General features: G+C 72.2%; 9 protein-coding genes and 6 pseudogenes. 8 read left to right on the top strand and 7 right to left on the bottom strand.

Annotation, left to right across the window (positions count from 1 at the left end):
- Positions 1–150: 150 nt before the first annotated feature.
- Positions 151–489, bottom strand: a pseudogene (locus DRB96_RS46180) (LacI family DNA-binding transcriptional regulator); the annotation flags it as partial.
- Between the two features lie 145 nt (positions 490–634).
- Between DRB96_RS46180 and DRB96_RS45700 the strand changes: the two are divergent.
- Both DRB96_RS45700 and DRB96_RS45695 read left to right on the top strand, forming a co-directional pair.
- Positions 635–1,804: pseudogene (locus tag DRB96_RS45700) on the top strand (MFS transporter); the annotation flags it as partial.
- Positions 1,781–2,563, top strand: coding sequence for a GNAT family N-acetyltransferase (locus tag DRB96_RS45695; protein ID WP_343234717.1), 783 nt, complete (start codon positions 1,781–1,783; stop codon positions 2,561–2,563). The pseudogene DRB96_RS45700 and the gene DRB96_RS45695, both read left to right, overlap by 24 nt.
- A 73-nt stretch (positions 2,564–2,636) precedes the next feature.
- On the opposite strand, the pseudogene DRB96_RS41915 reads toward DRB96_RS45695, so the two are convergent.
- Positions 2,637–3,494: pseudogene (locus DRB96_RS41915) on the bottom strand (type VI secretion protein); the annotation flags it as partial.
- Positions 3,495–3,538: 44 nt separating this feature from the next.
- Between DRB96_RS41915 and DRB96_RS46175 the strand changes: the two are divergent.
- Entirely contained in the window at positions 3,539–4,078 is a 540-nt protein-coding gene (locus DRB96_RS46175) for a hypothetical protein (protein WP_112453033.1), read from the top strand.
- 88 nt (positions 4,079–4,166) lie between these two features.
- On the opposite strand, the gene DRB96_RS41905 is transcribed toward DRB96_RS46175, so the two are convergent.
- A complete protein-coding gene (locus DRB96_RS41905) occupies positions 4,167–4,691 on the bottom strand; it encodes an SUKH-3 domain-containing protein (RefSeq protein ID WP_112453032.1) in 525 nt (174 codons plus the stop codon).
- An 8-nt stretch (positions 4,692–4,699) separates the two neighbouring features.
- A complete protein-coding gene (gene cynR / locus DRB96_RS46170) occupies positions 4,700–5,986 on the bottom strand; it encodes a transcriptional regulator CynR (protein ID WP_112453031.1) in 1,287 nt (428 codons plus the stop codon).
- Positions 5,987–6,109: 123 nt separating this feature from the next.
- On the opposite strand from cynR, the gene DRB96_RS41895 reads away from it, so the two are divergent.
- Together DRB96_RS41895 and DRB96_RS41890 are read left to right on the top strand one after the other, a co-directional pair.
- Entirely contained in the window at positions 6,110–6,742 is a 633-nt protein-coding gene (locus DRB96_RS41895) for a carbonic anhydrase (protein WP_112453030.1), read from the top strand.
- A 297-nt stretch (positions 6,743–7,039) separates the two neighbouring features.
- Positions 7,040–8,662 (top strand): hypothetical protein, encoded by a 1,623-nt coding sequence (locus tag DRB96_RS41890; protein ID WP_162689170.1) that lies wholly within the window; start codon positions 7,040–7,042, stop codon positions 8,660–8,662.
- Here DRB96_RS41890 and DRB96_RS45680 read toward each other — a convergent pair.
- Positions 8,622–8,831: pseudogene (locus DRB96_RS45680) on the bottom strand (M55 family metallopeptidase); the annotation flags it as partial. The gene DRB96_RS41890 and the pseudogene DRB96_RS45680 overlap by 41 nt on opposite strands.
- Before the next feature lie 26 nt (positions 8,832–8,857).
- Here DRB96_RS45680 and DRB96_RS41880 point away from each other — a divergent pair.
- A complete protein-coding gene (locus tag DRB96_RS41880; protein ID WP_239517848.1) occupies positions 8,858–9,688 on the top strand; it encodes a patatin-like phospholipase family protein in 831 nt (276 codons plus the stop codon).
- Between the two features lie 67 nt (positions 9,689–9,755).
- A pseudogene (locus DRB96_RS41875) lies at positions 9,756–10,325 on the top strand (fused MFS/spermidine synthase); the annotation flags it as partial.
- 36 nt (positions 10,326–10,361) lie between these two features.
- On the opposite strand, the gene DRB96_RS41870 reads toward DRB96_RS41875, so the two are convergent.
- Together DRB96_RS41870 and DRB96_RS41865 are read right to left on the bottom strand one after the other, a co-directional pair.
- The gene (locus tag DRB96_RS41870; RefSeq protein ID WP_112453028.1) at positions 10,362–11,540 is read right to left on the bottom strand and encodes an acyl-CoA dehydrogenase family protein; all 1,179 of its coding nucleotides are present in this window, start codon (positions 11,538–11,540) and stop codon (positions 10,362–10,364) included.
- Positions 11,537–12,046, bottom strand: a pseudogene (locus DRB96_RS41865) (biotin/lipoyl-containing protein); the annotation flags it as partial. The pseudogene DRB96_RS41865 and the gene DRB96_RS41870, both read right to left, overlap by 4 nt.
- A 1,517-nt stretch (positions 12,047–13,563) precedes the next feature.
- Between DRB96_RS41865 and DRB96_RS41850 the strand changes: the two are divergent.
- Positions 13,564–13,905 (top strand): ATP-binding protein, encoded by a 342-nt coding sequence (locus tag DRB96_RS41850; RefSeq protein ID WP_162689169.1) that lies wholly within the window; start codon positions 13,564–13,566, stop codon positions 13,903–13,905.
- The last annotated feature ends 400 nt before the right edge of the window (positions 13,906–14,305 follow it).

The raw sequence follows: 14,305 nt of genomic DNA, 5'->3' as shown, positions 1-14,305 counted from the left end.
TGTCCCCGTGCCGTCCCCCTTCATGCCCCGACTGCGCCAGGAGCTCCCCTGGCAGACACCGTCCTGGGCCCTGGCCTACCAGAGCCTGCGGGCCCACATCGAGGGCGGCAACGGCCGCCTGAAGTCCGTCGACACCGCCCTGCACGCACGCGAGAAGCGGTCGCGGGCGGGGCCGGTGCCGTCGGGGGAGGGGTAGAGGACGACGCCGAAGCCGTGTTCGGCGGCGATGCGGGCGGCGCCGGTGTAGACGCGGGCGAAGAACTCGTTGGTGAGGGCGGGGACGACGAGGAGAGCGGTGCGGGTGGAGCCGAGGCGGAGGTTGCGGGCGGCGAGGTTGGGGCGGTAGCCGAGTGCGGTGGCGGTTTTGCGGACGGTGTCGGCGGTGCGTTCGGAGACGCGGCCGCGCCATTTGTCGCCGAGGACGAGGGAGACGGTGGCCTGGGAGACCCCGGCGGCGGTGGCCACGTCGCGGCTGGTGGGTCTCGTCACACGGTGCTCCTGTAGTGCGAGGTCACGGGGGTGTTCGGGGTTCGGCGGGTGGACCGTCCGAGTGTGGCCATGGTACGTATGACCCGTCACGTTATACGTATTACTTGGCTTACTCCCGGCTGGGTCCGGGCAGAAGGGGGCGGACATGGCCGCGGGTTACGCGGAGCTGCTCAGGACCCGGCATGCCGCGAGGCTGCTGGTGGGCACGCTCATAGGCCGGCTGCCGAACGGCACGGGGCCGATCGCGATCGTGCTGTTCACCCGGGCCGAGGGCGGCAGCTACAGCCTGGCCGGGGCGCTGGCGGCGGCGTACGGGGTGGCCAACGCGGTGGGGCAGCCGCTGCTGGGCCGGGCGGTGGACCTGTTCGGGCAGCCGCGGGTGCAGTTGCCGGCGGCGGTGGTGTCCGCGCTGGGCATGGTGTGGCTGGCGCTGGCCGGGACGGGTTCGGTGGCGGTCGCGTACGGGGCGGTGGTGGTGGCGGGGCTGTTCACGCCGCCGCTGGAGGGCGGGCTGCGCGCGTTGTGGCCGGGGGTGCTGGGGCACCGGGAGGAGCGGGTGCACGCGGCGTACGCGATGGACGCGGTGGCCCAGGAGGTCATGTTCACGGTGGGGCCGCTGCTGGTGACGCTGTTCGTGGCGCTGTGGGATCCGGCGGCGGCGCTGCTGGTGATCAACGCGATCGGTGTGCTGGGGGCGCTGTCGGTGGTGGTGTCCGAGCCTTCGCGCGCGTGGCGTTCGGCGCCGCGCGAGGCGCACTGGCTGGGGGCGCTGCGCTCGCGCGGGCTGCTGGCGCTGCTGGGTTCGTTCTTCTTCGTGGGTACGGCGCTGGGGTCGATCACGGTGGCGGGTGTGGCGTACGCGGACGGGCACGGGGGCCAGGCGGTGTACGGCTGGCTGATGGCGGCGCTGGGTCTGGGGGCGCTGGCGGGCGGTGTGGTCTACGGGGCGCGGCAGTGGCCTGGTGCTCCGGAGCGGCGGCTGCGGATGCTGGTGGCGCTGCTGGCGGTCTGCTACCTGCCGCTGGTGCTGGTGCCGGGGCCGGTTTTGATGACGGTGTTCGCGGCGCTCGCCGGGGTGTTCCTGGCGCCGGCGCTGGCGTGCGCGTTCATCGTGGTGGACCGGCACGCGCCGGCGGGCACGGTGACGGAGGCGTTCTCCTGGCTGGTGACGTTCTTCGGGGTGGGTGCGGCGATCGGCACGGCTGCGGCGGGTCCGTCGGTGGAGGCGGGCGGCACGGCGATGGGGTTCGCGGTGGCGGGTGTGGCCGGAGGTGCGGCGCTGGTGGTCCTGATGGCCACTCAGCGGGTGCTCGCGGGCGGGACTTCGGGCGGGTCTACGGCTAAGCCTTTCAGCGCCGATGGTACTGCAGGGGGGACCCTGTGGGAGAGTAGGACGCCGCCGAACAATCATTGTGGGAAAGCCCCGCACCAGCCCTTTGGGGTTCGGTGCGGGGCTTTTCTGCGTTCCGGGGTAAATGCAGGTGAAGCCCCACCGGTCCGGTGGTTAGGATCCGGGAGTATGAACGAGCACGTGATACGTCCGGTACGAGCGGACGAGTGGGAGAAGGTCAAGGAGCTGCGGATCGCGGCCCTGAAGGATCCGGCCGCGGCGGTGGCCTTCCTCGAGACCGTCGAGCACGGCGAGAGCCAGAGCGATGAATTCTGGCAGGAGCGGACCTCCCGGGGCGCGGAAGGACGTGCGGTCCGGCAGTTCGTCGCCGAGGCGCCCGACGGAGAGTGGAACGGGTCGGTGACCGTCCTCGTGGAGGAGGCCGGCACGTCCGACATCTTCGAGGGCTCCATCGAGCGGACGCAGGGACACCTCGTGGGCGTGTTCGTACGGGCCGGGCAGCGGGGGACGGGTCTCACCGAAGCGCTGTTCGATGCCGCGCTGGAGTGGGCCTGGTCGCTGGACGAGCCCGCGCTGGAGCGCGTACGGCTCTTCGTGCACGAGGACAACGCGCGGGCCGCGGCCTTCTACCGGCGCTTCGGGTTCCGGGCGAGCGGATACGTCGTGCCGATGCCGACCGACCCGTCCGCGAAGGAGCTGGAGTACGTGTTCGAGAGGCCGTAGCCGGCCCCGGTCCGAGCTCGTCCGCCCGCTGTCCCCTGTGGGGGCAGCGGGCGGAGGCGTATCGGCCACGGGGTCAGTGCTGGGGGGTGGTGACCGGGAGGTCCGCCTCCGGCCAGCGGGAGCGGGCCTGTTCGCGGCTGCGGCACAGGGCGAGGAGGGGGAGCGTGTCGTCCTGGAGGAGCTGCGGGAGCTGGGGGACCGGGGCGACCGCGGCGACGTCCTCGAGGACGAGTGCCAGTGGTGGGTCGAGCCGACCGTGGGATGACCGTGCGGCCACGCGACGGCCGTGCTCGACCACGCTGGAGGCGAGTGCGGTCAGCAAGGGCATCGCACCCGGGTGGGTACGGGGATCTTCCAGGGGTTCACCCACCACGTAGAGGGTGCCCCCTTCGGAGACGAACGATGCCAGGGCGAGGGAATCGTTTCGGTTCGGGGTGCAGGACTCCCGGATGTGGATCGAGGAGAGGGCGATCAGGGCGCGGGCCGTGAGGTGCTGGGCGAGCTCGCGGCGTTCGGGGTGGGCGGTGAGGGCGCTCTCGAGCTCGCCGGCCGCGCCGGGGGCGGCCGTTGCCGCCTGCGGGTGGGTCCGGAGGATGCGGACCGGGTCCTGGGCGTTCGTGCCCTGGGCCCAGCGGTGCAGCTGCTTGAAGGGGCGGTCGTCCAGGGCGGCGGCCTGGAGCCAGCAGCGCAGGAGGGTTTCCGCGGTCTCCGCGATGGCCGCGTCCATGCGGGCCTGGGGGCGGACGGGCGCGAGGAGCGCGATGGCGCGGGCGGCGGCGGTGGCGCGGTCCGCGCAGCCTTCCGTGGGGCTCCAGTGGATGCGGGCCGGGGTGTCGCAGAGGCGGGAGGGGTCGTAGAGGAGGACGGGGCCGAGTTTGGCGCGGGCGTCCTTGGTCTGCGACCAGAGGGCGGGGGAGGAGGTGATGACGAGTACGCTTCCGCGGCTGTGAGGCGGGCGGACAGGGGGAAGTGGGGATGACGGTGGGCTGGGATCCGGTGGCGGAGCTGACGGGTGAGGACCGCAAGCTGTTCCAGGGGCGGTGGGAGAAGCGGCTGTGGCTGAACGTGCCGGGCCCCTTCTACACGGGCGAGACGGACACGTGCTGGACCGGGCGGCTGAACGCGCCGGACAACGTGATGTACGCGGCGAGCAGTGAGCACGGCTTGGAGTACGTGTTCCGGCAGCCGCGTGATCCGGGGCAGGTCCGGCAGGTGGTGGACGCGGCGGACGAGGAGCCGTTCCAGGAGTACGCCTGCGACGGGGACCTGTGGTGGACGCCGGTGCTGGTGCGGCGCTGGTGGTCGGAGCGGGCGCGGGTCGAGGAGCACCTGGCGGCCACTCTGGCGGAGTACGGGGAGAGTGTCCACCGGGCGGACCGGGACGCGGCGCTGGGGGCACGGCACTTCCGGAGCTACCTGGCGGACGGGCTCGCCGCGGATCTGCGGGCGTACCTGTTCCGGCTGGAGGAGGGGCGCTACCCCGTGGCCGGGGAGCGGCTTCCGGAGCTGGGGTAGCCCCGGCCCCGGCTCCGGCCCTGGCCCTGGCCCTGGCTCCGACCCTGGCTCAGGCTCCGACCCTGGCTCAGGCCCTGGCCCTGGACCCCTACCCCGTCGTGAGGCGGGTGGGCTGGAGGCCGGTCAGGAGGAGGGTGAGGGCCTCGTCGAGGTTCGCGCCGAGGTACCAGTCGCCGGTGTGGTCCACGCAGTAGATCCGGCCCTCGCGGTCGAGGGCGAGGTGGGAGCCCCCTCCGTTCAGGCGCGTGTCGGCCTCGACGCCGAGGGGGCAGAGCTGGGTGGACAGGGCCCGGCCGAGGTCGGCGAAGGTGCGGGCGAGGTGCAGGCCCGTGAGCGGGTCGAGCCGTACGGCGACGGGGGCGATCTGGCGTCCGGGCCCGGGGGCGGTGATGGTGAGGTTGCCGAATTCCGCCCAGGTCTCGACGGCGGCGGGGAAGACGGTGTGGCGGTGTCCGGCGGGGGTGGTGTGGTCGCGCAGGGCGTCGGCCCAGTACTCGGCCTGCTTGATGTCCCAGCGGCCCGGTTCCCATCCCGCGGTGCGCAGGGCGGAGTCCACGGCGACGGGGAAGCGGGCGGCCGAGGAGCGGTCGTAGGAGGCGGATGCGGTGGTCATGGCAGCGGCTACTCGGGGTGGGTGAGGTCGACGGGTCGTACGCCGAAGTGGGCGAGGAGGGCCTCGCAGGAGCGGCAGGGGGCCGCGTAGGTGCCGTGGAGGGGGTCGCCGTCCTCGCGGATGCGGCGGGCGGTGATCTTGGAGTGCTTGAGGGAGCGGCGGGCTTCGCTGGGGGTGAGGGGCTTGCGCGAGGCGCGCTTGCTGCGGGAGCCCTCGACGCCGGCGAGGTGGCGGGAGAGCAGGATCGCCTCGGGGCATCGGCCGGTGAAGCGTTCGCGCTGGGCGCTGGTGAGGGTGTCCAGGTAGTCCTGGACGAGGGGGTGCAGTACGGGCGGCTGGTCGGCCTTGCCGGCGGTGCCGGTGAGGGTTTCGCCGCGTACGGAGAGGGCGGCGGCGACGGTGGGGAGGATGCCGTCGCGGCGGAAGCGCAGGGTGGGCACGGTGGGGCGGCCGTCGTCGCTGCTCCAGCGCAGGCGCGGGTCGCCGGGTGCGGCGGGGGCCTCGGCGCCGGGGGGGTCCAGGCGGACCGGGTGGAGGTGGGGGTGCGCGTGGGTGACGGCGTCCGGGAGGACGGTGGCGAGCCCGGTGCGCTGGACGATCTCGGTCAGGGCGTTGACCGAGTTGGCCTCCACCGCGATGCGGGGCCGCACCCGGTGTGCGGCGAGGTGGGCGTCGATGTGGCCGCGCGTGGCGAAGTCGCCGCTGAGCAGGGCGAGCGGCTGGTCGGCCAGCTCGCCCAGCGGGAGCGGCGCGGTGCGCCCGGCCTGGGGGTGGGGGGTGCCCACGACGAGGCCGAGGGTCTCGGTGAACAGCTCCGTGCCGGTGATGCCGGACAGGTGGGTGCCGCTGAAGGCGACGCCCAGGTCCAGGGCGTCGTCCAGCAGCGCGTTCTCGATCTGATCTTGGGTCAGTTCCCTGAATTCCAAGGTGATTCCGGGATGCCGTGCGTGGAGGAGCCCGGCCAGCGGGCCGATGAGGTACGCCGTGAAGGTGGGGGTCATCGCGAGCCTCAGGGTGCCGGTCGAGAGGTCCTGGACGTCCAGTACGGCGCGGTCGGCGGCGGCCAGGTCCCGTAGCGCGCGGCGGGCGTGCCGGGCGTAGACCGCGCCGGCATCGGTGAGCCGCACGGCGCGGCCCGTGCGGTCCAGCAGCTGGACGCCCACGGTCCGTTCCAGCTGCTTGATCTGCTGGGACAGGGTGGGCTGCGAGATGTGCAGGTCCTCGGCGGCGCGGGTGAAGCTGGCGTGCTCGGCCACGGCGAGCAGGTAGCGCAGGTGACGGAGTTCCGGTGCCATGGATCCGACTATAGATGACAGCAATAACGATCATGGAAACTGCGACTTGGACGCTATGGATGCAGCTCATGCAGGGTGGAACCCGTCGACCACACGAGGTCGGCACCCACCGAAGGGAGCGACATGCATGACCTCACCGAGGGCGTCGCACGCTTTCAGCAGGACGTGTTCCCGGCCAAGGCGGAGCTCTTCGCCCGCCTGGCGACCACGCACCGCCCGACGACGCTGTTCATCAGCTGCTCAGACGCCCGCGTCGTGCCGGAGCTGATCACCCAGCGCGAGCCGGGCGAGCTGTTCGTCATCCGCACCGCGGGCAACCTCGTCCCCGCCCACGTCCCCGCCCACACCCCCGGCTCGGACGGGGTCGCGGCCGGCATCGAGTACGCCGTCGCCGTCCTGGGCGTGAACGACATCGTGGTCTGCGGGCACTCCGCCTGCGGTGCCATGACCGCTTTGGCCGACGGCCACGACCTCACCGCCCTCCCGGCCGTCGCCGGCTGGCTCCGGCACGCCGGGACCGCGCAGCCGCGTACGGCCACGGCCACCGCCACGGCCGCCGGATCCGGGGACGGGGTGGCCGCCCTGGTCCGGGACAACGTCGCCGCGCAGCTGGCGAACCTGGCCACGCACCCCTCGGTGGCCCGCGCCCTGGCAGGGGGGTCGCTCACCCTGCACGGCTGGGTCTACGACATCCCCACCGGCTCGGTCGGCGAGATCGCCCCGGCCGCCGGCCGCACGGCCGCCCTCGCGGCCTGACCCCTCGCCCCGCGGCCCTCATCGCGGCGAGCGACAGCCTCGCCGGGCCCCGCCGCGCCCTCGCCCGGGCCGAGGAGCTCTCCAGCACCGTGGTCCCTGGAGTCGCCGCACACCGCCTGTGCGCCCGCGGTGGGCTCGCCGCGACCCGCAGCTTCTCCGACTACTGTCCCTTATTGCCTGCGGCTTTAACGGGCGTTTAGCCGTGGGGAGTCCACTCCGGGTGTCTGCCGCAGGGGTGCGGCCGGATTCGTTTCACGCCGGATCGGGGATCCGGCGTCACTTGGGGAAGTTGACACGATGCCTTCAGACAGAGGCCGACTTTGGCGTGCCGTGGCCACGGTGGTGGGTGCGGTGCTCGTGGTGAGTGCCGCGCCTTCGTTCACGACGCTGGCGGAGGCCGCCGCGCCGCCGGCCAGTGAGAGTGATCAGGCGCTCAAGGACGCGAAGAAGTCCGGTAAGCCCGTCGAGGTGATGGGTGAGCGCACCGACTCATCGACGACGTTCGCGAATCCGGACGGGAAGTCGTTCCGCCTGGACACCTCGGCCGTTCCGGTCCGGGTCAGGGCGAAGGACGGGAAGGGCTGGGTGTCGCCCGACGCGACGCTGGAGGTCCGCGGTGATGGTTCCGTGGGTCCCAGGGCGGCGGTGGCGGGGGTCAGCTTCTCGGGTGGCGGGGACGCCTCCAAGCTGGTCACGATCGCCCGCGAGGGCCGTTCGATGACGCTGGGCTGGCAGGGCGGTCCGCTGCCCAAGCCGGTCCTGGACGGGGACAGTGCCGTCTATCCGGAGGTGCTGCCGGGTGTGGACCTGCGGATGACGGCCACGCTGAAGGGCTACCGCGAGGTCCTGATCGTCAAGACGCCGGAGGCGGCGAAGAACCCGAAGCTGGCGCGCGTCGAGTTCGACCTCAAGGCCAAGGACGTGCGGCTGAGCAAGGCCGAGGACGGGGGCCTGTCGGCGACGGACGCGAACGGTGTGCCGGTGTTCAAGGCGCCCCCGGCGCTGATGTGGGACTCGAAGGGTGTGCCGGCGCCGCTGGTGCTGTCGTCGAAGGAGAAGGTCGCGGCGGCCAAGTCGGAGGGCGGCACGCTGCCGCAGCCTCCGGCGGGTGCCGATGCGCCGGTCAAGCCGGCTGACGGCCCGCCCGCGGGCTCGCAGGCGAAGAACATGCCGGTCGACGTCGATACGGACTCGCTGGCCGTCGTACCGGACGCCGCGCTGCTGGGGCAGAGCGACCCGGCCGCGTTCCCCCTCTACATCGACCCGTCGGTGGCTCTGGATGACGGCACGGAGCACACCGCGCTCCGCAATGACGGCGTCAAGTTCTGGGACTGGGACAACGGCGACGACAACATGGGCAAGGGCATGGGCAAGTGCGGTTCCTGGAGCGGCTACTACTGCGGCCCGGGTTATGTGCAGCGCCTGTACTTCGAGTTCTCGCCGAAGAAGCTCGTCGGTAAGGAGGTCCTGAACTCGCGTTTCCGGATCACCGAGCCGTGGGCGTTCCAGTGCGCGGCCCGCAATGTGTGGCTGGTCCGGATGGACGGGGAGATCTCCTCGTCGACGACCTGGGGCAACAAGCCCAACTATGCGGACCTGATGGGTGACCGTTGGCTGTCCGCGGGCCGTGGTTCGGCTTGTGACCCGAACTCGCCGGCCGCTCCGGTCGAGTTCGCCGACAACCTCCCCGACGAGCCGGAGGAGAACCTGACCCCGACCGTCCGTGACTTCGCCAACGGCAAGTACAACCGCCTCAACCTGGAGCTGCGGGCGGAGGACGAGTCGGACACCTCGGCGTGGAAGCGCTTCCGCAACGACGCGGTGCTGTCCGTCGACTACATCGGCAAGCCCAACACCCCCATCTACGTGGGCCTGATCGCAGGCTCCGGTGTTCGGCGTCGAACTCCACCTCGACGGTGAACGGCCCTCCGCGCACCGGTTCGTGACGGACCGCCAGGGGCGCGGCGGCCTTGGCGGCGGCCCGGATGTCGGCGGCGGTGCGGGCGGGGGTGCGGCCGACGGCGGCGGAGCGCGAGACGGGGGCCTTGTCGGCGGAGGTCACCGCCTCCGGGGCGGAGCCGGCGGCCTCGAGGCGGGGCGGGGGCGCGCGGGGTCTTGGGCGGCGGCGGGCTGACCGGCGTGGGCTGGGAGGCCGGAATGCTGTACGGGCTCGCCCGCGCGGGCGTCGACCTCTTCGGCGCCGACCTCGTCGTCGGGACCTCGGCCGGCTCGGTCGTCGGCGCGCAGCTCACCTCCGGGCTGCTCACCCCGCAGGAGCTGTACGAGCGCCAGCTCGGCGACCCCGGCGGGGAGCTCACCGCGAAGCTGGGGGCCTCCCTGATCGCGCGGTACGCCGTCGCGATGGTGCGCTCGCGCGACGCGAAGGCCTACCGGCGCCGGGTCGGGGCCATCGCGCTCGCCGCCGGCACGGGCGCGGAGGCGGAACGCCGCAAGGTGCTCGAGGCCCGGCTGGTCTCGCACGCCTGGCCCGAGCGGCGGCTGGTCGTCGCGGCGGTCGACGCGCTGACCGGCGAGCTCGCCGCCTTCGAGCGGGGGAGCGCGGCCGGACTGGTCGACGCCGTGTCGGCGAGCTGCGCCGTTCCCGGGGTCTGGCCGCCCGTGACGGTCGCGGGGCGGCGGTTCATCGACGGCGGGATCCGCTCCGCGACCAACGCCGACCTCGCCGCGGGCTACGCGCGGGTGGTGATCCTCGCGCCGATGTCCATGGGGTCCGGCCTCATCCCCTCGCCGGCGGCCCAGGCCGCGCAGCTGCGGGCGGCCGGGGCGCAGGTCCTGCTGATCACGCCCTCGCCCGAAGCCCGCAAGGTGTTCGGGCGAAACGTGCTGGACCCGGCGCGGCGCGATCCGGCCGCCCGGGCGGGGCTCGCGCAGGCCGCCGGGCACGCGGCGCGGGCGGCGGAGGTCTGGGCCGGCCCGGCGGCCTGACAATGGTCGGGTGAGTGACGAACAGATTCCGGTGATCCGGGACGTGGCCCAGGGCACGGCCAAGCTGATGCCGGACGTCGATCGGGACCGGGCCTGGCTGCTGACGGTGGACGGCGCCCCGCAGTCGTACGTGGACCTCGACGACCCGGAGCACCTGGAGTTCGAGTACGTACGCCGCCTCGCGCACGTACTGGACTGCGTGGGCGAGCCGGGGGCCGGGCTGGACCTGCTGCACCTGGGCGGGGGCGCGCTCACGCTGGCGAGGTACGCGGCGGCGACCCGGCCGGGCTCGCGGCAGGACGTGGTCGACTTCGACGGCGGACTCGTGTCGCTGGTCGAGGAGTTCCTGCCGGTGGCCGCGGGCAGCGGGATCACGGTGCACGTGGCCGACGCGCGGGCGTGGCTGGCGGCGGCGCCGGCCGCGAGCGCGGACCTCGTGGTGGGGGACGTCTTCGGGGGGTCGCGGGTGCCGGCTTCGCTGACCTCCGTGGAGTACGCGCGGGAGGTGGCGCGCGTCCTGCGGCCCGGCGGGGTCTACGTGGCGAACCTGGCCGACGGGGCGCCCTTCGGCTTCCTGCGGGCGCAACTGGCGAACTTCGGGGCGGCCTTCGGGGAGCTGGCGCTGGTCGCGGAGCCGGGGGGTGTCGCTTTTACACATCTGTACTTGGGTGGGTCAGTACGACTTGGGGAGGCCCAGGGATTGGTGGGAGATGAAGTTGAGGATCATCTCGCGGCTCACCGGGGCTATGCGGGCCACGCGGGAGGCGGTGATCAGGGCGGCCAGGCCGTATTCGCGGGTGAGGCCGTTGCCGCCCAGGGTGTGGACGGACTGGTCCACCGCCCGGACGCAGGCTTCCGCGGCGGCGTACTTCGCCATGTTGGCGGCCTCGCCCGCGCCCATGTCGTCGCCCGCGTCGTAGAGGTGGGCCGCCTTCTGCATCATCAGGCGGGCCAGTTCCAGCTCGATGTGGGAGGCCGCCAGGGGGTGGGCGATGGCCTGGTGGGCGCCGATGGGGGTCTTCCAGACCTGGCGGGTCTTCGCGTAGTCGACGGCCTTGGCCAGGGCGTAGCGGCCCATCCCGATGGCGAAGGCGGCCGTCATGACCCGTTCCGGGTTGAGGCCCGCGAAGAGCTGGAGGAGGCCCGCGTCCTCATCTCCCACCAGGGCGGAGGACGGGAGGCGTACGTCGTTCAGGGTGAGTTCGAACTGCTTCTCCGCGGCGGCCAGTTCCATGTCGATCGGGGTGTGGGCGAAGCCGGGGGTCTCGCGGGGGACGATGAAGAGGCAGGGCTTGAGGCTGCCCGTGCGGGCGTCTTCGGTGCGGCCGACGATGAGGGTGGCGTCGGCGATGTCAACGCCGGAGATGAAGACCTTGCGGCCGGTGAGGAGCCAGTCGTCGCCGTCGCGGCGGGCGGTGGTGGTGATGCGATGGGAGTTGGAGCCGGCGTCGGGTTCGGTGATGCCGAAGGCCATCGTGCGGGTGCCGTCGGCGAGGCCGGGGAGCCAGGCGCGCTTCTGGTCCTCGGTGCCGAAGCGGGCGATGACCGTGCCGCAGATGGCGGGTGAGACGACCATCATGAGGAGGGGGCAGCCCGCGGCCCCGAGTTCTTCGAGGACGATGGAGAGTTCGGCGATGCCGCCGCCTCCGCCGCCGTACTCCTCGGGGAGATTGACCCCGAGGTAGCCGAGCTTGGCGGCGTCCGCCCACAGCTCGTCGGGGTGGCCGCCCTCGCGGGCGACGCGGGCGAGGTACTCGCGGCCGTACTTCTGGCCGAGCGCGGCCACGGCCGCGCGCAGGGCCTTGTGTTCCTCGGTTTCCAGGGTGGTGGTGCCGATGGTGGTGGAGCTCATGCTTCCTCCTGGACTACGGCGAGCAGGGCGCCGAATTCGACCTGTTGGCCGGTTGCGGCGTGGAGCGCGGTGAGCGTGCCGGAGGCGGGCGCGAGGATGCGGTGTTCCATCTTCATCGCCTCCAGCCAGAGCAGGGGCTGCCCGGCGGTGACGGCGGAGCCGGGGGCGAGGCCTTCGGCCACGCGGACGACGGTGCCGGGCATGGGGGCGAGCAGGGAGCCCGGTTCGGTGCGGTCCTGGGGGTCCGCGAAGCGGGGTACGGGGGTCAGTGTGGTGTGGGTGCCCTCGGCGTACGCGGAGTCCACGTGGAGCTCGCGGGTGTTCGAATTGCGTTTCACGTGGAACATGCGCCGGACGCACTCGACTTCGAGGGTGACCAGCTCCGGTGTGGCCGACAGGACGCGGACACCGGGGTGGTCCACCGGCTCCGGGGGGCCGCTGCGGGCGGGGCGGTAGTGGACCTCGTACTCGGTTCCGGCCGCCGTGTAGCGGCGGGTCTGCGGCCTGTCTCTTGTACCCATCTGACGCTGCCGACGATCTCCCCCTCTGGTGGCCCCTGATCACTGCTGGCCACCCGGTCCGGTCGTCAGTCCCGTCGCCGTCCTGCACCAGCCCTGGCTTCGGAACTCCACCACCGCACCGTCCTGCGCACTGCATCTACGGGTACTACGGGTGGTGATACGTACTGCTGTACTGCGAACCGCTTGTACTGCTCGTGGCCTGATCTAGCGCCACGTTTCGGCAGCCAGCCCCGTCGCCTGTCCTGCGTCTGCTCTGGCTTAGAACCCCACTGCCGAACCTCCCGATGCGCGCGCCCGCAGTCGACGCCTTCACCGAGGTACCGCTCTCACTCACTTCACTGCTGGGTTCTGCTCGTGGTGGCCCCTGATGCCTGCGGGCCACCCGGTCCGGTCGTCAGTCCCGTCGCCGTCCTGCACCAGCCCTGGCTTCGACACTCCACCACCGCACCGTCCTGCGCACTGCATCTACGGGTACTACGGGTACTGCGTGTACTACTGCCGGCAGTTCGTCTCTGCCAGGCCCTGCTGTCTCGCTGGGCTACGAGAGAAACCATAGCCACGTCACTGCCCAATGTCTACTCCAGCCGAGATAGATTTGCTCCTGGCTGGTCAGGAGGTAATCGGGCTCGAACACGACTGCTCCCTGAGGCTGCCGAGCTGGACCTGGACACCGGACGCGCCGCCGAGTTCGCGACGCCACTGCGGCGAGCGGTTGCCGATCCCGGCCGCTCCAGGGGAGCGGAGGAGGGGCAGGGGCTGTTGCGGCCAACCGGAAACGGTGTCCAACGGGGTGGAAGAATCGTTTTGACGCACGTGACGGATGATCATGGGGCATGCCTCGACCGCAGTGCTCAGGCCGGCAGCGGCAAGCGCTGAGCCGCTGCCCGTCTTCCGGAACAACTGCGCCGGCGGCCTTCCCGTAGTCCGGCGCACGCCGGTGGGCAGGCCGGTGGAGAGGTCCCGGACGAGAGCGCACCCCCTGTACGCGCGGCTGGCCGAGGAGTGGACGGCCCGCGGCGCCACCGTCCCCTGCCGCCTTGACCCGCTGTGGCAGCGTCTGGTCTCTGCCGAGCACTTCCGGCGCGAAACGGAAAGGACGCTGCGGCAGCTGTATCTGGCAGGGGACGCCCATCCTGATGACGGCGCAGCCGCGTCGGTTCGAGGGGAGGTACTCGCGTGATCCACGGCTCGCTGGTGTGCCGGGGCTGTTCCGGCACCCTCTACGCCGTTTCCACCACCTGCGTCCATTCGGCTCCCTTGCCGACCTGGGAAGTCGATCACGACCGCACCCCGGTCTCCTGCCCCTTGCGGCCTCTCCTGCCCCTGGAAGGGGCGGCCGCCCATATCTCCGAGCTTCCCCACGCCGATCACGTCCTGACGGCACCGGCGTGACGCGATCCCGGGCTCACCGTCAAAGCCCTGCGTGCCCCTGCCTACCCGGGGTAAGCGGGACAAGGCGGCACTGATCCCACACGAGGACGCCGCAGGACGGTGTGAAGGACATGCGCCACCCGAGCACGACCGACAGCCATGCTGCCCACCCGCTGGAGTCCGCCTGCCAGCCCGTGCGGACGGCGCAGGCCCGCGAGGCCGCATCCGACTTCCTGGCCCGCCTCAACCCGCCACCGCCCGAACCGACTGTCCAGAACGTGGTGCTGCTGGTATCGGAACTGGTGACCAACGCGCTCCGGCACGTCGGCACGGTCACCTGCATGGAGCTCCGCGCGAACCGCCACCACATCCAGGTGATCGTCGAAGACCCCAGCCCGGCCCACCCCCAGGACGCCCCTCAAGGGCGCTCCCTCCGGTCGCGTCGCTTCGCGATGGCCTTCGGCCACCCTTGACCGACCGTCCCGTCCCGGAACAACACAAGACTCCCGGGATCCCCCCGAAGGATGGCCGGGGGGAGAGGGGGGAGGGACGGCCCTGCCGTCTGGCCCGCCTGTGGCGTTGAGGCGCACCGGATCGCTACACAGTCCCGCTCGGCTTAGCGGCCGCCGGCCCGTCTGTGGCTGGACATAAGCCGCACTCGCGCCGAGACTTCTCCCTCTCGGCTCAGCGACCGGCGGCCGCCTGTGGCTGGGCATAAGCCGCATCGGATCGCTACACAGTCGCTCTCGGCGCAGCGACTGCGGCCCGTCTGTGGCTGGACATAGGCCGCACACTCGCCACACGTTCTCTCGTCGGCTTAGCGGCCGACGACCGTCTGCGGCTGGGCATAAGCCGCACCCGCGCCGAGACTTC

The sequence above is a fragment of the Streptomyces sp. ICC1 genome (assembly GCF_003287935.1).
GTDB lineage: Bacteria > Actinomycetota > Actinomycetes > Streptomycetales > Streptomycetaceae > Streptomyces > Streptomyces tritrimontium.
Note: the sequence above shows the minus strand (reverse complement) of the source record. Positions and strands in the feature narration are given on the sequence as shown.